The following is a 20830-nucleotide window of genomic DNA, read 5'->3' as shown; positions in this document are numbered from 1 at the left end:
CCGCCCCTTTCCTATCCCGCAACCGGATCATTCATGGAAATCCTGCTTCTGACCGTCCTGATCGTATTGAATGGCGTGTTTGCCATGTCGGAAATCGCATTGGTGACGTCGCGCCGGGCTCGACTCGCGCGGCTGGCCGACGAAGGCAATCGGGCGGCGTCCGTCGCCATCCAGCTGCACGACGACCCGACGCGTTTTCTATCGACGGTCCAGGTCGGCATCACCTCGATCGGCATTCTCAACGGCATCATCGGCCAGGCTGCGCTGGCCGGCCCATTGTCGACCTGGCTGCAGACGCTGGGCATGAAAAACGAAGCGAGTGAGATCGCGGCCACTGCGCTGCTCGTGATCCTCATCACCTATGTCACGATCGTGATCGGCGAACTGGTGCCCAAGCGCATCGGCCAGATCGACCCCGAGCGCATGGCCTGCCGCCTCGCCCGACCCATGCAATTGCTGGCGCAACTGGCTCGACCGTTCGTTCGCCTGCTGTCGGCCTCCACCGATGCGCTGCTGCGCCTGTTCGCCCGACGATCGTTCGCGCGCGAGGACATCATCGAGGAGGAAATCCATGCCTTGCTGCAGGAGGGGTCGGATACCGGCGAAATCGAACGGCAGGAGCATGAGATGGTGCGCAATGTATTCCGTCTCGACGATCGCCCGATCGAGTCGCTGATGACACCACGCGCCGACATCATCTACCTCGACACCACGCTTCCGCTGGCAGACAACCTTCGCCGCATGGCCGATTCGGAGCACACCCGTTTCCCGGTCTGCCGTGACGGGCTCGACGAGGTGCTGGGCATCCTCAGTGCCAAGCAATTGCTGGACGCGATGCTGGCCGGTTCGTCACCCGGCCTGGAGGGTCCACTGCAGCCCGCCGTATTCGTGCCGGAACGTCTCAGCGGCCTGGACCTGCTGGAACAGTTCCGCGCGTCCGACACCCACCTGATGCTGGTCATCGACGAATACGGCGAGATCAACGGCCTGGTCACGCTGCAGGATGTGCTGGAGGTGGTTACCGGCGAATTCAAGCCGCGCAGTGCGGACGAAGCGTGGGCGGTGCAGCGCGGGGACGGCTCCTGGCTGCTCGACGGTCTCATCCCCATTCCGGAGCTCAAGGACCGGCTGGGCCTGAGAAGCGTGCCGGAAGAGGAACGCGGCCGCTACCACACGCTGAGCGGAATGGTGATGTGGCTGTCCGGGCGGCTGCCGCAGACGGGCGACGTGCTGACCTGGGAGAACTGGCGGCTGGAAGTGGTCGACCTCGACGGCAAGCGTATCGACAAAGTGCTGGCCACGCCGATCGCGTCCATCGAATCGCCGCCGCCCGACACGCCTGGCGGGCCAACCTGATTCCGGCTACTGGGCGGGCACCACGACCGGCCTGTCACGGTAGGGATAATTCTTCAGACGCGTGTCCGTGCGCACGTGGGGCTGGGCGAGGGTCTTGGCCGGGTCGATCCAGTCTTGCCACTTGAAGTTCTCGATGACCTTGGCCTGGTAGCTTTCTTCAAGCGGATGCTCGAGGATGTCGTTGATATGCGCCCATTGCTGATAGCGCATGAGATCGACCTGGTAAGGCGTCGGGTTGCCACCGGCTTTNTTCACCACGGCTTTCAGCGCCTCCACGTCCTTCATCGTCACCTTGGGCTGCCAGGTCACCTTGCCGGGCAGCATGACCGGCTCGCCGGGAATGTTGTTGATGCCCTCCTTCCACGTCGCGAGCACCGCCACCTTGGTGTCTTCGCGGTACAGGACAATGGCATGGCTGTAGCGCTTGTCCCTGAAAAACCCCAGGTTGCCGTATTGCAGCCGCGCNCCGGTGAGGAAGGCCACGGCATCCGACCAGCAAGGCGACTCGCCGCTGATGCCCCAGAGCACGCTACGGTCGATGATGCCGTCCGGGAAGAGGATCTTGAACGCCACCCAGGCCGCGTTCGCCGCGGTCGTCGTTCCTTCGCAGTCGTGGCCGTGGAAGCGAACCAGATCCTTGAGCGTGACCGGATAGGTATACGGGTAGTAACGGCCCTGTGTGCCTTGCGTGGCCAGCATCTCGAAAACAGGTGCATAGGGTTTGGCGACCATCGACGCATACCAGGTCGGATTGCGGTCGGGGGCTTCGACGCCGGTTTCGACAAAGATCGTTTCGCCTTCCTTGTAGGTGGGTTCCGCTGCTTCGGCCCCGGCCACGCAAATGAATAAGCCCAAGGCCCACATGGATTGCTGGAGAAATATGCGCATGACTTTATCTCCTGGTTATGGCCGGCGATTTCGATCGCCGTTTGCGTCGTGGGTCCGATCAGGCCCTTCCGTCCAGCGCCAGGAGCAACTCGCCCTACGGCAGCACGCGGCACGCCTTGTTCAAGCAGCCTTGTCCAAGATGTTCCGGAGAGCAGGAAATTAGCCACGCGCACAGTTAGGTTACGCATCGGCAATCCCGCAAACAGCATCCGCACCCCTGGCCTATCTGCCAGCGCGCGCCTTGATAGGCGCCGCTTCCGCCTTTTACCCTTCTCCCTGTATAGCAGACTGGGCCGGTTGAGCCAGCCAATGGCAAAGCGGCAGGACAGTACATGGTCCAAGCTGGCGTCGGCGAACGGCAGTCGCACGCATCGCCTGCCACCCAACTCAACACCGGGCGGCTGCGAGCGGGCGCGGCTGCACGACGAAGCCGGCAAACAGGGCGATAAGGACTTTGTTCATGGCAGCTTTCTTGCGGGCAGGCTCAAGCGTCGGCAGGGTTGAGGCGAGGATGGGTCTCTTCACACGCCATCAGGACGATGAGGCCCGATATGAACATGGCGGCGGCGGTGAACCAGAAGCCTGATTCGATGCCGCCGAACAGCGCGGCCACCGCGCCCAGCAGCAGCGCGCCGATGCCGTAGCCGAGGTCGCGCCAGAAGCGGTAGATGCCGATGGCCGAGCCGCGCCAGTTGGGATGCGCGATGTCGGAGACGGCGGCAGACAGCGTCGGGTACAGCAGCGCCATGCCGAAGCCCATGACTGCGGCAGCGAACGACCACCACAGCTTGCCCTCGCCCAGCATCACCAGGGCGACGCCGGCGCCGCATAGCCACATGCCCCAGACAATGGGCTGCCTGCGGCCGACGCGATCGGACAGGTGGCCGGTGAAGAACTGCGACATGCCCCAGACGAAGCCGTAGACGCCGACCACCCAGCCGATGCCCGGCAGCGACAGCCCGCGCTGGTGCAGGTAGACCGGGAAGAACACCCATACCAGCGCGTCGACGAACTTCTCGACCAGGCCGGCCTGGCTGATCGACGCCATGCGTGCATCGCGCCAGGACATCAGGGTGAACACGTCCCAGGTGCCGGGCTGGTCCGCGATGTTGGCCGGATAGCGCGGCTTCGGGCCGGTCATCTGCCCGGCGGCGTGCTTCTTGCCCTCAGCCTGCGCCCACGGCAGCGTGTCCTTCACCCATAGCAACGTCAGCAGGCCGGCCAGCAGGATCACGCTGAGGCCAAACAGCATCAGCCCCTCGCGCGGCCCAAAGGCGGTGGCCATGTAGCCAGTGACGATGCCCGCGACTGCCACGCCGAAGTAGCCGGAGAATTCGTTGAGACCGATGGTGAGCCCGCGCTGGTTGGCGCTGGTGAGGTCGAGCTTCGAGGTCTGCGTCATCGACCAGGTGAGGCCCTGGTTGACGCCCAACAGCACCGTCGCCGCCACGATCCAGTTCCAGTTCGGCGCATACAGGATCATGAAAGGCATCGGCACCGCGACGAGCCAGCCGATGAACAGCACTTTCTTGCGGCCCATGCGCTCGGACAGGCGTCCGGCGACGAAGTTGAGCGTGCCCTTGACGAAGCCGAAGGCGGTGACGAAGGCCATCAGCATCATGAACGAGCCCTTGGCCACGCCGAATTCGGTTTCGGCCAGCGCCGGCACCACGGTACGGAACATACCGATGGTGAGGCCGACCAAGAACACCTGCACCAGCTGGTGCGAGAACTGGGCGAAATTATGGCGGATGCCGTAGCGGTACTCCGCCACGTCCTGGGTCAGCAGCATGGTCAGTTGCCCAGGTTGAAGGCGACCATACGATCCATTTCCGCAGGGCGCGGCGGAATGGCTTCGGTCAATGCGGTAACGAACGCGTCCCGGCTCATCGCGAGCATGAGGTTCCAGCGCTTCTCGAAGCCGATCGTCGACATCGGCTTGCCCGACATGCCGGCGCCGCAGGCGCTGCCCGAGGTGTGGCCGGGATAGAGTTCGACCTCGGCTGGCAGCGTCAGCAGGCGCTGGTGCAGCGTGCCGTAGAGCTGTCCTGCCATCTCGATTTCCTTGCCAGCGAGATCGGGCCGTCCGGCGCTGCCGACGAACAGGGTGTCGCCGGTCAGGACGAACCATGGCGTCTCGGTACGACGCTTGTCTGTCACCAACAGGCAGATCGAATCCGGGGTATGACCCGGGGTATGCAGCACGTCGACAAAGACGTTGCCAAGCTCGATGCGCTGACCGTCCTTCAGGGGCTCGAACGGGTAATTCACGCGCCCGGCGTTGGACTCGTGCAGGCAGTAGACTGCCCCGGTTCTCTCGGCCAGGGTACGCGCGCCGGAAAAGTGGTCGGCGTGGACATGCGTGTCGATGACGTGGGTGATCTTCACGTCCTGTTTCGCTGCCTCCTCGAGGAACCACAGCTCATCGCCCAGAACGGGATCGACGACGACACCGACATGGCATGAGCCGCAGCCGAAAAAGTAGGACAGGGTAGCGTCCTTGGCCAGCAATTGACGGAAAAACATGGAAGTCTCCTGGAGTATTGTGTAAGCGAAAGGCGGTTTACGACTCGGCCAGCGGCAATCCGGCCGCCTGCCATTCGGGGATGCCGTCGGCGATCTTCTGCGCGCGATAGCCGTGCGCCTTCAACAAGGACACCGCCTCCGCGGACATCATGCAGAACGGTCCGCGGCAGTAGGCGACGATGTCGCGGTCGGCAGGCAGTTCGGCCAAGCGCTGCTTGAGTTCGGACAGCGGCAGCGAGCGTGCGAACGGCAGGTGACCGCTGGCATATTCGGCAGAGGGGCGCACGTCGATCACCACCACGTCACCGCGCCGCGCTTTTTCCATCAAGGAACGTCGCGTTTCGGCATCGAGCTTTTCCGGCGCGGCAAAAATCCGCTCCATTTCCACCTTGAGTTCGACCAGATGCTCTTCCGCCACTGTACGCAGGTTGACCCACAGCGCGCTGACGTCCTCGCCGGACAGCCGATACGCGATGAAGCGGCCGTCGCGCTGCGCCTCGACCAGCCGCGCAGCCTTCAGTACCTTTAGATGTGCGCTTACCAGCTTGATGTCGATGCCGGCTTCGGCAGCAAGCATGTCGACGGTTTTNTCGCCCTGCGCCAGGATTTCCAGCAGCTCAAGTCGCTTGGGGCTGGAAACCGCCTTGCCGATGCGGGCAACTTGCTCGTAGAGCAGATCTTTGGTTTGTCGTGAAGTCATAAAACGAACATTCTCACGACTATTAGAATATTGCAAGCGGTACCGCTCAGGTGTGAAAAACAAGGCAGGACACGCCCGCCCATCCCAAATTGATTTATCGCAATAAGAATTGCATCTTTGGTGTGATATACACGGCCCGCCCGGCCGCAAACCACATAGAAACAGCGCCCGGAACGATGTTCACAAAACTAAAGAATGGAATTTGATGTATTCAGGTAGTCGATTGCATGATGGCCCCTTGGGCGGAGGAGTCGCCCAATGAAACCAAATTGCACCAATCCCGAATGGGTTGGCCGCGCGAAATGCGCCATGTGCGACGTACGCAACTTCGTCCTGTTCTCGGGCCTGTCCATGAACGAGTTGGATACGATCCTCCAGCCCATCGACAATCTGCATGTGCCCCAGCATGCCGTGCTGTACGAGCAGGGAGCGACAGCACCCAGCGTCTTTACCTTGCGCCACGGACTCATCAAGCTCAAGGTCGATCTGCCCAACGGCGGACAGCGCATCGTGCGGCTGTTGCGGCCGGGCGACGTAGCCGGCATGGAAACCCTGGTGGGCGAGCGTTATCACCACACCGCCATCGCCCTGCAGGATGCCGATGTCTGCCGCATCCCGCGCGAGGTCGTCATCCAGCTCGACAAGACCAACCCGAGCGTGCACCAGGCCTTGCAGCAGCGCTGGCAGCGCTCGATCGACCAGGCCGACCATTTCATCGTGGCACTCTCCACCGGCCCGGCGGAAGCCCGCATGGCGCGCCTCCTGATCACCCTCGGCTGCGACGGCACACTCTCCGAGACGCTGTTGCCCAGCCGCGAGGACATGGGCGCCCTGCTCGGCATCACGACCGAAACCGCCAGCCGCATCATGGCCGAGTTCAGACGACGCGGTCTGATCCATATCGAAAAAGGCGGCTGCATCGACTACGACTACAACCGATTGACGCAACTGGCGCAGAGCTGAATGGCCTGTTGCCTAATTGATACATTTGTCGCATTGACAATTCTCAATTCGATCGGGTTACGCAAATTAATCTCTTAGAATTGGACCCGATTTTGCCTGATCCGCTGAAACCCCAATAACGAAAGGGAGGCGCCAGCAGGCAGTCTGCCCGGAGAATACGTATGAAATATGCTTTGAAGCCGTTAGCCGCATGCATGGCCACCCTGTTTGGCGCCGCATCGTTCAACGTGTGGGGTGCACCGCCGACCACGCCCCCGGTCCAAACCCAGAACCAGACCCCTGGCGGCGCCCAGATCGGCGCGCCCGTCGCCACGGTCCCGACCGTGCCGGCGACCCGCCCGATGACGTCGGTCTTCCCGACCCAGCCGAACGAGTTTCCCGGCATACCCTGGGGCTCGTTCCTGGTGTTCCCCGAAGTGTCGCTGGCCGCCACCTACGACGACAATATCTACGCCGAGCGCCCCTACACCGCCCCGCGCACCTACGTGACCGATGACGTGGTCTACACGCTGTCGCCGTCGATCGCGCTCAAATCCAAATGGCAGCAACACGCGCTGAACTTCGATGCGGGCGGCGATTTGGACCGTTACCGCAACCACGACTCGGAAAACGTCAACGACTACTGGCTCGGTTTCGACGGCCGCTATGACCTCAGTCCGACGACCAACGTGTTTGGCGGCGCCCGCCATTCGCGCGATCACGAAGACCGCTCCACGCCGGGCAGCAATATCGGCCAGATCAAGCCCACCCTGTACGACCACGACGAAGCCCATCTCGGCGTGGCCCACGCGTTCGGTGCCTTCCGTCTGCGTCTTGGCGGCACCTACGACCGTTACGACTACAAGAATGGTGCGCTCATCTCCGGCCTGCCGACCAACAACGATTATCGGGACCACAACCTGAATTCGCTGGGCGTAAGCCTGGGCTATGTTCTGTCCNCCCGCTACGAAATCTTTGGCCAGGTCGCGACCGACAACCGCCGTTACGACAATCTGATCCCTGGCCAGACCTTCAATCGCGATTCGGACGGTTACCGTGCCGCGGCCGGCGTGAAATACACCTTGCAGCCCCAGCGCCTGACGGGCGAAGCCTTCGCCGGCGTGATGGGCCAGAATTTCGACTACAGCGGGTTCTCCGACATCACCAAGCCGTATTTCGGCTTGCTGACCGTCTGGAAGCCGACCTCGCTGACAACCGCGACCCTCTTCATCGACCGCTCGCTCGAAGAAACCACCGTATTCAGCGGCCCCAGCTATGCCTCCAGCTCGACCGACACGACCTACGGCTTCGAGGTCGAACGCCACTTGACCAGCAAGCTGTCGGTCAACGGCCGCGCCGCCTACACGCATAGCGACTTCAACGACTTCGCCCGCGTCGACAAGATCGTCGACGCGGGCGCCGGTCTGCGCTACTACGTGATGCCCAATGTCTATCTGGGTGCCGACCTGCGCATCATCGACCGGGCTTCCAGCGACATTGCCGCGCAATACAGCCGCAACCAGATGCTGGTCAGCGTCGGCTACACGCCGGCACGCAACCGCGACTACGCCATCATTCCCGAACGCGAGGCCGGCGCGCCCGAAGCGCCGCGTGCGCAAGGCGTGTATTCCGGCTTCTATCTGGGCGCCCAGCTCGGTCATGGCGGGTTGACAACGGCAACCTGGGGTCCGCGTGGCGGCGGTGGCAGCGACACCGCCGGCATGGGCGGCTTTGGCGCCAGCTACGCGCTGTTCGGCGGCTGGGGCACCGAGCTCGCCGACAACTGGTACCTCGGCGTCGAACTCGACGGCGGCGACAGCAACGCCAACTGGAAACACCGCAAGATCAAGAATGACGCCCCCACCGTATTTCTGGACAAGGACAGCAACTATGGCCTGAGCCTGCGCGCAGGCTATCTGCTCGACGGCGGCATGCTGTACGGCAAGTTCGGCAAAGTGCGGACCGATTTCCATACCTACTACACCGAGAACCAGTTCAGCACGGGTGCCTACGACCGGGATCAAACCCTGACCGGCAACCGTGTCGGTCTGGGGCTGGAAATCCCGGCTTCGCGCAACCTGTTCGTGCGCACCGATTACAGCGTCACCCGCTATGGCAGCTATGACGTGCCCTATCAGTCTTCCGGCGGCGGCGCGACCACGACGGAAACCTTCAAGACCGGCGACGCCGTCTTCAGTCTCGGCCTCGGCTGGCGTTTCGGCGGTCAACGTCCCCTCGTCGCCACACGGCCGGCCACCGAACTGCGCGGCCTCTATATGGGCGCCAACCTCGGCCACGGCACCCTGGGTACACGGCTGACCGGCACACAATACGATAGCGGTGTCGGACCCTATGACTTCACCGGCGACTTCGCCCGCTCCGGCTTCACCGGCGGCTTCTTCGCCGGCTACGGCTATACCTTCAACCAGATCTATGTCGGTCTGGAACTGGAGGCGGAGGCAGCCAATTTCGGCTGGGAGCACGAACGGGATACCGCAGGCGCGGGCGGCCGTGACTTTGCCTCGGAGAAACGCGGCGGCTACGGCGGCAGCGTACGGATCGGTTATGTGCTGCCCAACGGCAGCCTGCTCTACGGCCGCATCGGCCAGGTGCAGACCCGCTTCAATACGTTCTACAGCCGGGGCGCAGGTACGCCCGTCAATCAGAGCGACAACCTCGACGGTACACGCGTCGGCCTCGGCGCCGAGATTCCGGCCTCGCGCAACACCTTCGTTCGCATGGACTACAGCTATACCCGCTACAACGACGCATTGACAGTCAGCCCTTCGCAACCGACGGCGGACATCATGCGCTTCGACAACACAGAAACCCTGGCCCGCCTGGGCCTCGGCTATCGCTTCTAACTTACTGAATCCTAGGAAAATTTAATGAATAGCCATTGCGAAAAATCAATGGCCGTTTTAAAGAGACCTGCTAGTCTGCAATTGTAGTGAACGCAATTTTGGCCCGGTCGAAAAACCGGGCGCAAAAGATCAAGGTCATCAAATATGGAGAGATACATGACATACCCCACATACAATTTCAAAAAACTGATTCTGGCAGGCGGTACCATGTTTGCCATGCTGGCTGTACCACTGGCTGTCAATTCGGTCACCGGTCTGGATCTGGGTGTGATTTCGGCCGCCCATGCTGCAGATGATGGCGGTTCCTCCAAGAAGGGCGGCGGCCACAAGGGCAAGGCAGGCAGCCAGAAGGGCGCCCAGGGCAAGGGTGGCGAAGCGAGCAAGAAGATTTTCCGCATTCCAGCTGCAGAAGAAGACAGCGACCGTCCGGTGTGGGCGGGCGTGAAGGGCGGCAAGTCCGGTGGCGGCGGCAAGCCGGTCGGTGCGGGTACCAAGAAGGGCGATCTGTTCGGCGACATGGTTGTTGTGCTGCGCGACGCCAACGGCGTGCCCATCCTGACCTCCGACGGCCTGGTGCAGGTCATCGCCTACGTCTACGATGCATCCGGCAACCTGGTTCCGCTGAAGGACGCCTCCGGCAATCCGGTGGTGATTCCCTATGTGGACGGCGAACTGGCCACCACTATCAATGGTGTGCCGGTCTATTCGGCCGAGGTCGATCTGGGCCGACTGAGCGTGGCGCGCGCGCCGGACAAGGTGCTGCAGCATTCGCTGGATGAAGCACTTGCCAAACTCACGACATCTGGCGCGGTGATTGCGCTGGACGCCGCCGGCCGCCTGACGGTAAACGGCACGGCCATCGATTCGCCACTGGAAAATCTGGCGCTGTATGACACCTACATGAAGACGGGTACGTTGCCGGGTGTAACGTTGCCGGCCAACTTCAATCCGGCTGCGCTGCTGGCCGCGGCTGCGGACAAGACCGGCAGCATCAGTGTGGATACCGTGGTCTACATGGACTCCATCCTGGGGATCAATAGCGGCACTACGTACTATGACTTCTCCTCCGTCAACTACGACCGCTACACCACCTGGAAGAATGCAACCGCAACCGTGCTGGTGCTGCAGCCGGATGGCGTGACGTACAAAGCGGAAACGGTGAATCTGTACGACGCGGTGTTCAACAGCACCAACTGGACCGATCCGACGCCAGTCGGTGGCGCGGACGACTTCGCGACCGCTGCGGACGATTATCTGAAGGTGATCGAGTTCGTTCACGACAACGGCGTTCGTTGATCGCTTGACCGGGCGGTTCGCCGCCCGGCGTTTGCACACGCAACAGGAGTTTTGATTCATGAATGCTTACAGCAGATGGACAACGATGGTGTTGCTGGCTGCAGCTCTGACAACGGGAAGCGTAGTCACGTATGCAGCCGAAAGCCATACCGACGGCCATTCCGATAGCGGCCATTCTGACGGCAAGAAGGGTCCGAAGTACATGNGGCGGCGGCAACAAGGGGGCAGCCACAGCAGCAGTGCCCACAAAGGCGGCAGCTCGCACCATGACAGTTCGGAAGGCGGCAGCAAGTCGACGGAAAGCAAGATCTTCCACGGCAAGTCCGGCGGCCACGACGAGGCCAGCACCGAAGCCGGCCATGAGAGCAGCGGCACCGAGCACACGCATTGATCGTTGATTCGTTGCAGGACAAAGGGCACACGGTTCGTGTGCCCTTTTGTCCCGCCCCCTGACACACACTGCCACACACTGATGCCGGCAGGACACACGCACGACACCCCTGCTGCCTAAGATGCTTTCCATCGGCCGGCGCGAACAGCGCGATACGCGATCGCTGCATGCCGAGTGACGTTTCACTTTCAATTCTTTAAAGGAATCCGGTTATGAAAAGCATGCTTCAAGCTGCAGTACTCACCTCCCTGCTCGCCTCGTTTTCGGCCTTTGCCCACCATCCTGCCGAAGACATCGTCGACGAAGAAACCTGGGCGATGATCGATGAAAATGTGGCCGACACGCCGCATGCCGATCTGGATTTTTCCAGCATGGGTCTCTAATCCCCGGGGCACTTGAAGCGGCCCATCTTCGACAACCACGCCGGTCTCCTGATGCCATGTGTCAGGGGGCCGGTTTTTATTGCACCGGGTCTGCGCAGCCGTCAGCCGCGGTAGATGCAACCCGCGTCGTGGGCTTCCATCACCGAGACGGCGCTCAAGCCGGGCAGCGCCGGCCTGAGTTGCCGCCATAGCCACACGGCCAGATTTTCGCTGGTCGGGTTGTCCAGGCCGTCGATGTCATTGAGGCAGCGATGGTCGAGCGCGGCATGGATGGGGCGCCAGGCTGCCTCGATGTCGGCGAAGTCGAGCACCCAGCCCAGCACGGGATCGATGTCGCCGCTAACGGTCAGTTCGACCTTGAACGAATGGCCGTGCAGGCGCGAGCAGGGATGGGATTCCGGCAAGGCAGGCAGTCGGCGCGCACATTGCAGGTGGAAGATGCGGAAGATGTCCATATGGCATTTTCGCGCATGTCGCCCGCGCTGGCTATGCGGCGCCTATCGGACACCGGTCGCCCCGGCTACACTATGCGCCGTCCAGTCTTGCTGTGGAGCGATCATGTCGGTGTCTCGCCTGTCGGTTGCCGCGCTTGCCGCATTCGCGCTGTTGTCGCTCGGTGCATGCTCCCGCGACAATGGACTCACCTTGTCCGCGCCCGATGCCTATGCCCAGGTCCAGGCCGGCACGCTCACGCTGATCGATGTGCGCACCTCCGACGAATGGCGGCAAACCGGCGTGGCCCAAGGCGCACTGCGGATCAACATGGCGAACACCCAGGGAGAGGCCGGATTCGTACGACAGGTGGACGCGGCACTGGGCGGCGACAGGAATGCATCAATCGGCCTGATCGGCCTCGCCGGCAGCCGCGCCACCCATGCTCAGGAAGTACTCCGAGCGTCGGGTTTCACCCATGTCTATACCATCAAGGAAGGCATGTTGGGGAGCAGCGCCGGGCCAGGCTGGATCGCACGCAAGCTACCGGTCGAGCCCTGTCCGCGCTGCTGACGTGCCACCTCATCCCCGGCAGCCTGTCCCTGCCTGCACGGGCGGACAGGGCACGGTACCGTATGAACAGAAGACGCAGCAGTCTCCCGGTAGCGGCATCAGTACTGTGTGACACCCTTCGCACTCGTAATACCACTGGCAGGCGTCGGTAGGCATGGTCTCGGTCTTGACATGGCCGCAGACTGGGCAGGTCAGCGCGGACTCCAGGGTGTATTTCGCGTCCATTGAGGCTTTGCCGATTGCTTCGATGGCCGTAGCATAAGTTCCGTACCTACGTACGGAGTCAAGATGCAAGGACTGACTATTTCAAAGCTGGCACAGGAGGCAGGGGTCAACGTCGAGACGATCCGCTTCTATCAACGCCGCGGCCTGCTTGCGGAACCGGACAAGCCACTGCGCGGCATCCGTCGCTACGGCCAGGCGGACGTGGCGCGCCTGCTGTTCATCAAGGCGGCGCAGCGCATCGGGTTTACGCTGGACGAGGTTGCGCAGCTATTGCAATTGGATGACGGTACCCAGTGTTCGGATGCCCGCGCCATCGCCGAGCGCAAGCTCGCCGATGTGCGCAAGCGTCTGGCCGACCTGCAGCGCATCGAGGGCGTGTTGACGCAACTCGTCGGGCGCTGCGCCCGCAGGCGGGGCAAAGTCCGCTGCCCTTTGATCGACGCGCTGCAACCGCCGCTTGCTCATGACGGCGCGTAGCGCCGCGCCAGACTCAGGCAGCCAGTTCCTTCACCAGCGTATTGCGGCGACCGGTTTCGCTGCCGGTGAGCGCGAAGCCCTGCAGACAGCCGTTGTCGTCCACATGCAACGCGCAAATGCCGGTGTCACCGCATTCCACTTTCCAGCCACCCGACGCGCCGAGCCTGGGCGGCAACACGGCCACCGGGTGCGCCGGCGTTTTGACCATCACCGGCATGGCCGGATACACCACCGGTGTCGGCGTACCGGTGAGCGTGGCCGCGAGCGCGCGCGCCTGGACCATCAGCGGCTGCACATAGGGCAGGTTCTGGCCTTCCACCTCGGCACAGTCGCCCAGCGCATACACATTCGGTGCACCCGTTTCCAGCAGGCGGCCGGTCTGGATTCCGCGCCCGACCGGAATGCCCGCCGCCTGCGCCAGTTGGGTACGCGGTCGCAGGCCGATCGCGGAAAGCACAACATCCGCGGCGAGCGTGTCGCCGTTGTCCAGCGTCACCCGATACCCTGCGGCGGTTGGTTCCACGCTTCTTCCCGTTCGTCCGAAATGCCACGTCACGCCCAGCGCAGCAAGGCCATCGGCCAGACGCCGGCCGGCCTCGACCGGCAACAACCGCTCCAGCGGCCACGCGCCCAGATGGACCACGTCGACCGTGAAGCCGGCATGCATCAGATCGTTGGCGAACTCGCATCCGATCAGTCCGCCGCCGAGCACCGTGACGCGCTTTTTGCCGTCGAGAGCATCGCGAAAGACCGCGTAATCGGCCAGGTCATTCACCGCCAGCACCGTCGCCGCGCCGCTGCCGGAAAGGCCGTGCGAGATCGGATCGGCCCCCAGCGCAAGCACCAGCTTGCCGTAGTCGAGCGCGCCATTGCCGGTTTGCACGCGTTGATTCTGTGTATCGATCGCAGTCACACGGGTATGTGTGAGCACCGTTGCCTGCTGGTCGGTCGCCATTTTCTCCGCAGTGGCACCCGCCAGTGCAGCCGCAGACCTGCCCGCCGCCAGGGCGTTCGACAGATTGGGCTTGGAATAGAAGGTGCCGTCATCCGCAGTAACGAGTGTGACAGGCGTGCTCGCGTCGCACTTGCGGATTTCCTTCAGCAAGGTGTAGCCGGCAAGACCCGAGCCGACAATGACGATGGGGGCATAAAAAGCTCCTGGAGAATGGAGGCCGCATCGGCGCGGCCTCGTATACGTTAATGGCGCTCAGGCAGCCGTGATTTCAACCATCTCGAAATCCGCCTTGGCCACGCCGCAATCGGGGCATTCCCAGCCTTCCGGCACGTCCTCCCAACGGGTGCCGGGGGCGATGCCATGCTCCGGGTCGCCTTTGGATTCGTCATAGATGTAACCGCAAACGATACATTGCCAAGCTTTCATGATATTTCCTTTCAATCGATCAAATCGTCTTCAACTTCAGGCGGCAATCGCGTCTTTNTGCGCCTGGTAGTGTTTCGCGTGCTTCTCTTCCACCTTGGCCAGCGCGGCAAAACGCTTGGCGGCCTTGTCCAGCACCGTCTTGAACCTCTCGGCGTGCCCCTTCGATTCGGCGATCTGCTCGTCGATCTCGGCCACCGCAGCCGTGTTGCCCTCGATCATCGCCTCGTGGCGGAACTTGGGGTACATCTCTGTGTACTCGTGGGTTTCGCCGTCGATCGCATACTGCAGGCACTTGGCCGGCGTCATCGTTTCGTCGGAAAACAGCAGTTCGGCATGGCCGAAGGCGTGCAGCATTTCCTGCGCGGCGGTGTCTTCGAACACCTTGGCGGTCGCTTCGTCGCCCACCTTGCGGCACTGGCGTGCGAACCACAGGTACTTGATGTGGGCCATGGACTCGCCGGCAAAGGCCGCTTCGAGGTTCTGGATGGTCGGGGACGTCGTGTTCTGCATGATTCGCTCCTGTTCGGTTGATTTACGATGTCAATCAAGACAGGAGCAATGTTAGAGATTACAAATCAATCGATCCAACGGAAACCTTGGATGACAACGATTGATGATATCGATCGACCTGTCTGAACCGCTCAGGCGAAACGGGCGCGCCAGCGCCGCAGGGCCGCCTCCATCCGCGCCATGCTGACGTAGAAGGTGGGGGTGATGTAGAGCGTCAGGAACTGCGAGAAGAACAGGCCGCCGACCACGGCGATGCCGAGCGGGCGACGCGCCTCGCCGCCCGTGCCGAAGCCGATGGCGATCGGCAGGGTGGCGAAGATGGCGGCGAAGGTGGTCATCATGATCGGCCGCAGGCGCACCAGGCAGGCCTCGACGATGGCATCCTCGGCGCTCATTCCCGCGCGCTGTCGGGCCAGGGCGAAGTCGATCATCATGATGCCGTTCTTCTTCACCAGTCCCACCAGCAGGATGATGCCGACGAAACTGAAGATATTGAGTTCGTCGTTGGCCAGCAGCAGCACCAGCAAGGCGCCGAATCCCGCCAGCGGCAGCGCAGTGAGGATGGTCAGCGGATGGCCGAGATGCTCGTACAGTACTGCCAGCACCATGTAGATGATCACGACGGTGAACAGCAGCAGCAAGGGCAGCTGGACCGTCGATTCCTGGAACTTCTGCGCGGCGCCGGTGAATTCCAGCGCCACCTCGGGCGGCACGACTTCGCTGGCGGCATCGTATGCCGCGGCCAGCGCGGCATCGAGCGAGGCGCCCGGCGCGAGGTTGAAAGACAGCGTGACGGCCGGCTGCTGACCGTAGTGATAGACCGCGATCGGGCCCACGCCCGGATCGACCCGTGCCACGGCATCCAGTCGCGTGATCCCGCCCGCCGCCGTTCTCAGGGGCAGCTGGCCGATGACCGCCGGGTCCAGCTGCGCTTCGGGCAGTGCCTTGACGCTCACCACGTACTGGTCGCTCGTGCCGTAGATTTCGCTGATGCGGCGCCCGCCCAGTGCGTCGTACAGCGTTTGCTGGATCTGCTGGGAAGTGATGCCGAGCCGGGCGGCTTCCAGCGGATCGAGCGTGACGCGCAATTCGGGATTGCGCAGTTCGAGATTGCTGTCGACGTCCTCGATCTGGGGCAGCGCTTCAAGCCGCTTCTCGACCTCGGCCGACGCCGTTTTCAGTGCCTCGAAATCGCCCGAGATGAGCGTCAGCTGGTAATCACTGCTGGAGGCCAGCGCGCCCACGTTGATCGATGCCGGATTCTGCAGGGTGACGTTGACCCCGCTGACCTTGCGCGTGACCGCGCGCAGTTCGTCGATCACCTCGTCGGCGCTTTTGCGCGTCCCGCGCGGGGTCAGGCGTATCACCAGGCGCCCGATGTTGCCGCCGGTCACCCCGCCGCCGCCCTGGCCGGCGCTCGACATCAGGCCTTCGACCGCCGGGTGCTTCTGCACGAGGGCGGCGAGTGCCTGCTGGCGCTTGCTCAGTTCGTCGAACGGAATGCCTTCCGGATACTGCACGCTGGCGAAGATCATCCCGGAATCGACGCGCGGAATGAATCCCTGCTTGACGTGACCAGCCAGCCACAGCATTGCGGCCAGCACGATCACCGAGAACAGCAGCATGCTCCCNCGGTGGCGCATCGACGCGCGCAGGGTGTCGCCGTAAAAATCGCGGAAGCGATTGAAACCCGTGTCGAACAGGCGCGACAGGCGATTGTCGAGCGGTTCGTTGACCAGCCCGCGCGCGCACAGCATCGGTGTGAGCGTCAGCGCCACCACGCCGGAGAGCAGCACGGCGATGCCGATGCTCACCGCGAACTCCTGGAACAGCCGCCCGATCATGCCGCCCATGAAGAGAATGGGCAGAAAGACGGCTGCGAGCGAGATGGTCATAGACAGCACGGTGAAGCCGATCTCCTGCGCCCCGTCGAGCGCGGCCTGCATGCGCGACTTGCCCATTTCCAGGTGGCGCGCGATGTTCTCGATGACCACCACCGCGTCGTCGACCACGAAACCGATTGCCAGCGTGATCGCCATCAGGCTCAGGTTGTTGAGGCTGTAGCCCAGCAGGTGCATGAAGGCGAAGGTGCCCAGCAGCGAACTGGGCAGCACCAGCGCGGCGATCAGCGTGGCGCGGACATTGTGCAGGAAGGCGAAGATGACGAGGATCACCAGTCCCAATGCGAGCAGCAGCGTGAAATTCACCTCGTGCAGGGAATCCTTGACGAAGCGCGAGCGATCGAAATGCACCTGCAGGCGAACGCCGTCGGGCAGCTCCGTCTCGATCTGCGGCAGCATCGCGCGAATGCGGTCGGCGACCGCGACCGTGTTCGCCCCCGGCTGGCGCTGCACTGCCAGCACGATGGCGCGAGTGCCGTTGTACCAGGTCTTGCGCTTGTCGTCCTCGACGCCATCCTCGGCCCGGCCAAGGTCTTTCACCCGCAGCGCTGTACCGTCGTGATAGGCGACGATGATGTCGCCGAAGTCCGCGGCATTGGCCAGTGCCACCGGTGCCTTCACCGTATAGGCGCGACTGGCGCCGTCGAGCGTGCCGGACGGCAGGTTGGCGTTGGCATTCTGTACCGCCTGGATCACGTCGGCAAAAGTCAGTCCACGCTGCTGCAGCTTGGCGGGGTCGAGATAGAGGCGCAGCGCATATTTCTGCGAGCCGAACACCAACACCTGTGCCACGCCGGACAGGCTGGACAGCTTTTGCGCCACGCGCGAATCGGCGATGGCGTCGAGTTCGGTCAAAGGCAGGCGTTCGGCCGACAGGGCTAGATACATGATGGGCGAATCAGCCGGGTTGATCTTCCTCAGCTGGGGCGGGTCCATACCCTGCGGCAGGTTGCGCGCCGCCTGCGCGATCGCGGTCTGCACATCCTGCGCGGCGGCATCGATGTCGCGCCCGAGTTCGAACTGCAGCGTGATGCTGGTCGAGCCCTGGCCCGATTGCGAGCTCATCGACTCGATCCCCGCCACGGTCGCCAATTGCCGTTCCAGCGGCGTCGCCACGGTGTTGGCCATGGTCTCGGGATTGGCGCCGGGCAGCGACGCGGTGATGCGCAGCGTCGGGAAATCTACCTGCGGCAGGTCGTTCACCGGCAGCTGCTTGTAGGCAAGCGCGCCGAACAGCGCCATCGCCAGCACCAGCATCAGCGTGGCGACCGGGCGCTCGATGAAGAGCCGCGACAGATTCATCGATGTGTGCCTTCGAGCTTGACCTTGCTGCCCGCCTTGAGGCGTTGCGGAATCTCGATCAACACCGGCTCGCCGGCATGCAGTTCGCCTTCGACCACTTCCTCACCGTCGAGGCTGCGTGTCACGTTCACGGTCTGCACGACGGCCTTGCCACCGCGGACCACATACACATACGAGCCAACCTGCGCATGCTGCAATGCGGCCTCCGGCACCACCTTGGCGTTCGGTTCAACGCCCAGCAGCAGGCGCACCCGTACGCCCTGCCCCGACAGCAGCGCGGTCGGCGCCCCGGCCAGCCGCACCTTGATCGGGACCGCGCCCGTGGTGGCATCGATCTGCGAATCGACGAACACGAGCTCGCCCTCGGCCCGGACAGTACGATCCGTATCCCGGAACACCTCGGCCGTCACCTTGCCATGCGCACGTGCGGCCGCAAGCTCGGGCCAGTCCTGCTGCGACACGCTGGCCCGCACGTCGAGCGTGCCCGGCGCCAGGATCGTCGTGAGTGGCGTCCCGCCCGCCTGCACCAGCGTGCCGGGACGTACGGCAATGCGCCCGACGCGCCCATCGATCGGCGCGCGAATCTGTCCATACGCCACATCCAGCTGCGCCGCCTCCAGCTCGGCGCGCGCGGTGCCTGCGCGCGCACGCGCGGATTCCAGTGCCAGTTGCGCGTCGGCGAACTCCTGGCGGCTGATATAGCCCGATTTCATCAGTGGACTGAGACGATCGAGTTTCTGGACGGCATCGGCCGTTTCAGCGCGGGCGCCGGCCAGCGTCGCCTGGCTTTGCGCGATGCGTGCCTGCGCGGGACGGCTATCCAGGCTGAACAGGACCTGCCCCGCCCGCACGGCGTCGCCTTCCTGCACATGCTGGCGCAGCACCGTGCCGCCGGTCTGGGCGACGATGGCGACCTGCTGCGCCGCCTCCAGCGTGCCGGGTAGATCGATCACCCGCGGGAAGTCGCGCACCGCCACCGGGACCGTCCTGACGCTGAGCGCGCGATCGCCGCCGCCCTTCTTGTCGCCGGATGCGGAATGCTGAATGCGATAGGCCACACCGGCCATCAATCCGAGTACGACAACGACCAACAGGATGCGCATTTTCATGGCAGGCTCGCAGGAGAGGTGGCGGGCAAGCGGCCCAAGGCATGATTCAAACGGGAAAAGGCCGCCAGCCAATCGCTATCGGCCTGCGCCTGCGCCTGGCGCGCGCGCGCCAGGTCAGCCTGGGCGGTCAGCCATTCGAGCAGGCTGCCGACGCCGGTCTTGTAGCGCGCCTCGGCCGCCTGGGCCGATTCGCTGGCACTGTCGAACTGCGCCCCCACGCCTTCGCGCTGGGCTTGGGCCTGACGGACATCGTAATAGGCATCGGCCACCGCCAGCGCAACCTGGCTGCGCTGCGCCTCGGCATCGGCCTGCAGGCGCTCGGCATCGCGCGCGGCAGCGCGCGCCTGCGCGGCCAGCCGCCCGCCGTCGAACAGCGGCATCGTCACATTCACGCCGACGCTGTAGGTCGTCGACGGCGAGCGATCGCTGTCCAGAAACAGCGTGCGCCCGGTGTTGGCTGCCAGCGACAGGCTCGGCCAGCGGGCCGCGCGTGCACGCTCGGCCTCGAAGCGTGCGCTGATCGCGGCAGCCTGCAGGGCTCGCAGGTCGGGGCGATTGCGCTGGGCCTCCTGCAACAGGTCGGCCAGCAGGGTCGTGGCAGCCAGGGGATCCGGCGGCACGGCCTGCCAATCCAGTTCCAGCGTTTGCGTCTGGGCGATGCCCACGGCCTGTTTCAACGCGGCTTCCGCCTTGGCCCGGTCACGCTCCGCCGCCTGGCGTGCCAGCTCGGCCTCGACCAGCGCAGCCCGCGCACGCAGCTGGTCAGCACGCGACGCCAGCCCGCCCCGCAGCCTGGCGTCGACCGCGTCGAGGCTGGCGCGCAGGGCGGTTTCCTGCTGGATCTGGGCGGTGACCTGCGCACGCGCGGCCAGCAAGGCAAAATAAGCGGCCTCCACTTCGGCGACGGTATCCTGCAGGGTGCGGTTGCCGGTCAGCAGACTGGCCATGAGCTGATAGCGCTGGGCATCGATGCTGGCGGCGCGTGCGCCGAAGTCGACCAGCACATAGGCCAGGCTGAGGCTGGGGCCATAGCGATTGAGCGTGGGGACGGTCGCGCCCGAACTGGACAACGCCCGGCTCTGGGTGAAACTCAATTGCCCTGTGAGCGTGGGCCAATTGGCTGCGGTGGCGGCATCCAGCCGCGCCGCCTCGGCCTGGATGCCGAGCCAAGCCGCACGTGTCTCCGCCCGTTCGCGCAGCGCATGGTCGGTCAGGGCGGCCAGGCTGGCAAAGCGCACGACACCCGTCGGCGTCACAGCCGGAACGGGCAAGCCATCCGGCTGCTGCCAGAAGGTTCCGGGGCGCCCGGGCAGATCGAACGCTGCCGCACCTGCCCATGCCGGGCACAGCGCGAGCGGCACGCATAACAGGAAGCGATGCAGGATGGTGTTCAAAGTGAGGGGATTCTAAACGACTCCACCAAACGACAGGGGGCGCATAAGCGAGTTCCGCCATGCGCCCGGTAGAAAATCCGGATTCCACCTGCAGCATGATGCGAATGCAATACGCACGACATATCGCCTCGTTAGGATGCCTTGCGTACTGATTCGATCGGCTCTCGGCATGCGGCACCT

The 20830-nt window shown here is 63.7% G+C and carries 19 protein-coding genes; 7 read left to right on the top strand and 12 right to left on the bottom strand.

Annotated elements, in window-relative coordinates:
* Positions 1–33: 33 nt before the first annotated feature.
* Positions 34–1356: a hemolysin family protein gene (locus tag HZY77_RS14765; protein WP_296816360.1), complete on the top strand. Its 1323-nt coding sequence runs from the start codon at positions 34–36 to the stop codon at positions 1354–1356.
* Between the two features lie 6 nt (positions 1357–1362).
* On the opposite strand, the gene HZY77_RS14760 is transcribed toward HZY77_RS14765, so the two are convergent.
* The 4 genes from HZY77_RS14760 to HZY77_RS14745 all read right to left on the bottom strand — a co-directional run bounded on the left by HZY77_RS14760 (position 1363) and on the right by HZY77_RS14745 (position 5470).
* Positions 1363–2244: a formylmethanofuran dehydrogenase subunit E family protein gene (locus HZY77_RS14760; protein ID WP_296816357.1), complete on the bottom strand. Its 882-nt coding sequence runs from the start codon at positions 2242–2244 to the stop codon at positions 1363–1365.
* 484 nt (positions 2245–2728) lie between these two features.
* Positions 2729–4036, bottom strand: coding sequence for an MFS transporter (locus HZY77_RS14755; RefSeq protein ID WP_296816354.1), 1308 nt, complete (start codon positions 4034–4036; stop codon positions 2729–2731).
* Between the two features lie 2 nt (positions 4037–4038).
* Positions 4039–4770, bottom strand: coding sequence for an MBL fold metallo-hydrolase (locus HZY77_RS14750; protein WP_296816351.1), 732 nt, complete (start codon positions 4768–4770; stop codon positions 4039–4041).
* Between the two features lie 37 nt (positions 4771–4807).
* Complete coding sequence (locus tag HZY77_RS14745) at positions 4808–5470, bottom strand: metalloregulator ArsR/SmtB family transcription factor (protein WP_296816348.1); 663 nt, start codon at positions 5468–5470, stop codon at positions 4808–4810.
* A 258-nt stretch (positions 5471–5728) separates the two neighbouring features.
* Between HZY77_RS14745 and HZY77_RS14740 the strand changes: the two genes are divergently transcribed.
* From HZY77_RS14740 to HZY77_RS14725, 4 genes are all read left to right on the top strand, one after another.
* A complete protein-coding gene (locus HZY77_RS14740; protein WP_296816345.1) occupies positions 5729–6433 on the top strand; it encodes a Crp/Fnr family transcriptional regulator in 705 nt (234 codons plus the stop codon).
* Positions 6434–6594: 161 nt separating this feature from the next.
* On the top strand, positions 6595–9276 hold the full coding sequence (locus HZY77_RS14735) for an outer membrane beta-barrel protein (RefSeq protein WP_296816341.1): 2682 nt from the start codon (positions 6595–6597) through the stop codon (positions 9274–9276).
* A gap of 156 nt (positions 9277–9432) precedes the next feature.
* Positions 9433–10572: a hypothetical protein gene (locus HZY77_RS14730; RefSeq protein WP_296816338.1), complete on the top strand. Its 1140-nt coding sequence runs from the start codon at positions 9433–9435 to the stop codon at positions 10570–10572.
* 603 nt (positions 10573–11175) lie between these two features.
* Positions 11176–11346 (top strand): hypothetical protein, encoded by a 171-nt coding sequence (locus tag HZY77_RS14725; RefSeq protein ID WP_018506983.1) that lies wholly within the window; start codon positions 11176–11178, stop codon positions 11344–11346.
* A gap of 101 nt (positions 11347–11447) precedes the next feature.
* Here HZY77_RS14725 and queD read toward each other — a convergent pair whose 3' ends face one another.
* A complete protein-coding gene (queD, locus tag HZY77_RS14720; protein WP_296816335.1) occupies positions 11448–11801 on the bottom strand; it encodes a 6-carboxytetrahydropterin synthase QueD in 354 nt (117 codons plus the stop codon).
* Between the two features lie 103 nt (positions 11802–11904).
* On the opposite strand from queD, the gene HZY77_RS14715 reads away from it, so the two are divergent.
* On the top strand, positions 11905–12351 hold the full coding sequence (locus HZY77_RS14715) for a rhodanese-like domain-containing protein (protein WP_296655817.1): 447 nt from the start codon (positions 11905–11907) through the stop codon (positions 12349–12351).
* Between the two features lie 9 nt (positions 12352–12360).
* On the opposite strand, the gene HZY77_RS14710 is transcribed toward HZY77_RS14715, so the two are convergent.
* Positions 12361–12576: a GDCCVxC domain-containing (seleno)protein gene (locus HZY77_RS14710; RefSeq protein WP_296816332.1), complete on the bottom strand. Its 216-nt coding sequence runs from the start codon at positions 12574–12576 to the stop codon at positions 12361–12363.
* A gap of 63 nt (positions 12577–12639) precedes the next feature.
* Here HZY77_RS14710 and merR point away from each other — a divergent pair, with 63 nt between their 5' ends.
* Complete coding sequence (merR, locus tag HZY77_RS14705; RefSeq protein ID WP_296655811.1) at positions 12640–13053, top strand: Hg(II)-responsive transcriptional regulator; 414 nt, start codon at positions 12640–12642, stop codon at positions 13051–13053.
* Positions 13054–13066: 13 nt separating this feature from the next.
* Here the strand turns inward: merR and HZY77_RS14700 are convergent, their stop codons facing one another.
* From HZY77_RS14700 to HZY77_RS14675, 6 genes are all read right to left on the bottom strand, one after another.
* A complete protein-coding gene (locus tag HZY77_RS14700; RefSeq protein ID WP_296816329.1) occupies positions 13067–14158 on the bottom strand; it encodes an FAD-dependent oxidoreductase in 1092 nt (363 codons plus the stop codon).
* Between the two features lie 102 nt (positions 14159–14260).
* Positions 14261–14434, bottom strand: coding sequence for a rubredoxin (locus tag HZY77_RS14695; RefSeq protein ID WP_018506996.1), 174 nt, complete (start codon positions 14432–14434; stop codon positions 14261–14263).
* A gap of 36 nt (positions 14435–14470) precedes the next feature.
* A complete protein-coding gene (locus HZY77_RS14690; protein WP_296816326.1) occupies positions 14471–14944 on the bottom strand; it encodes a rubrerythrin family protein in 474 nt (157 codons plus the stop codon).
* A gap of 131 nt (positions 14945–15075) precedes the next feature.
* Positions 15076–18147: an efflux RND transporter permease subunit gene (locus HZY77_RS14685; protein WP_296816323.1), complete on the bottom strand. Its 3072-nt coding sequence runs from the start codon at positions 18145–18147 to the stop codon at positions 15076–15078.
* Positions 18144–19256, bottom strand: coding sequence for an efflux RND transporter periplasmic adaptor subunit (locus HZY77_RS14680; protein WP_296816320.1), 1113 nt, complete (start codon positions 19254–19256; stop codon positions 18144–18146). Before HZY77_RS14680 ends, HZY77_RS14685 begins: the two co-directional genes overlap by 4 nt.
* Positions 19253–20650 carry a TolC family protein gene (locus HZY77_RS14675; RefSeq protein ID WP_296816317.1) on the bottom strand — a complete coding sequence of 466 codons (1398 nt, stop codon included), beginning with the start codon at positions 20648–20650 and terminating at the stop codon, positions 19253–19255. Before HZY77_RS14675 ends, HZY77_RS14680 begins: the two co-directional genes overlap by 4 nt.
* Positions 20651–20830 lie beyond the last annotated feature (180 nt).

The organism is Thiobacillus sp. (assembly GCF_013693775.1).
In the GTDB taxonomy this organism is placed as follows: domain Bacteria; phylum Pseudomonadota; class Gammaproteobacteria; order Burkholderiales; family Thiobacillaceae; genus Thiobacillus.
The sequence above is the reverse complement of the archived record's forward strand: the minus strand, read 5'-3'. Positions and strand labels throughout refer to the sequence as shown.

Coding starts and splice junctions, on each gene's coding strand:
- HZY77_RS14765 (WP_296816360.1), top strand. CDS start 34: ATGGAAATCCTGCTTCTGACCGTCCTGATCGTATTGAATGGCGTGTTT.
- HZY77_RS14755 (WP_296816354.1), bottom strand. CDS start 4,036: ATGCTGCTGACCCAGGACGTGGCGGAGTACCGCTACGGCATCCGCCAT.
- HZY77_RS14750 (WP_296816351.1), bottom strand. CDS start 4,770: ATGTTTTTCCGTCAATTGCTGGCCAAGGACGCTACCCTGTCCTACTTT.
- HZY77_RS14740 (WP_296816345.1), top strand. CDS start 5,729: ATGAAACCAAATTGCACCAATCCCGAATGGGTTGGCCGCGCGAAATGC.
- HZY77_RS14730 (WP_296816338.1), top strand. CDS start 9,433: ATGACATACCCCACATACAATTTCAAAAAACTGATTCTGGCAGGCGGT.
- HZY77_RS14725 (WP_018506983.1), top strand. CDS start 11,176: ATGAAAAGCATGCTTCAAGCTGCAGTACTCACCTCCCTGCTCGCCTCG.
- queD (WP_296816335.1), bottom strand. CDS start 11,801: ATGGACATCTTCCGCATCTTCCACCTGCAATGTGCGCGCCGACTGCCT.
- HZY77_RS14715 (WP_296655817.1), top strand. CDS start 11,905: ATGTCGGTGTCTCGCCTGTCGGTTGCCGCGCTTGCCGCATTCGCGCTG.
- HZY77_RS14710 (WP_296816332.1), bottom strand. CDS start 12,576: ATGGACGCGAAATACACCCTGGAGTCCGCGCTGACCTGCCCAGTCTGC.
- merR (WP_296655811.1), top strand. CDS start 12,640: ATGCAAGGACTGACTATTTCAAAGCTGGCACAGGAGGCAGGGGTCAAC.
- HZY77_RS14695 (WP_018506996.1), bottom strand. CDS start 14,434: ATGAAAGCTTGGCAATGTATCGTTTGCGGTTACATCTATGACGAATCC.
- HZY77_RS14680 (WP_296816320.1), bottom strand. CDS start 19,256: ATGAAAATGCGCATCCTGTTGGTCGTTGTCGTACTCGGATTGATGGCC.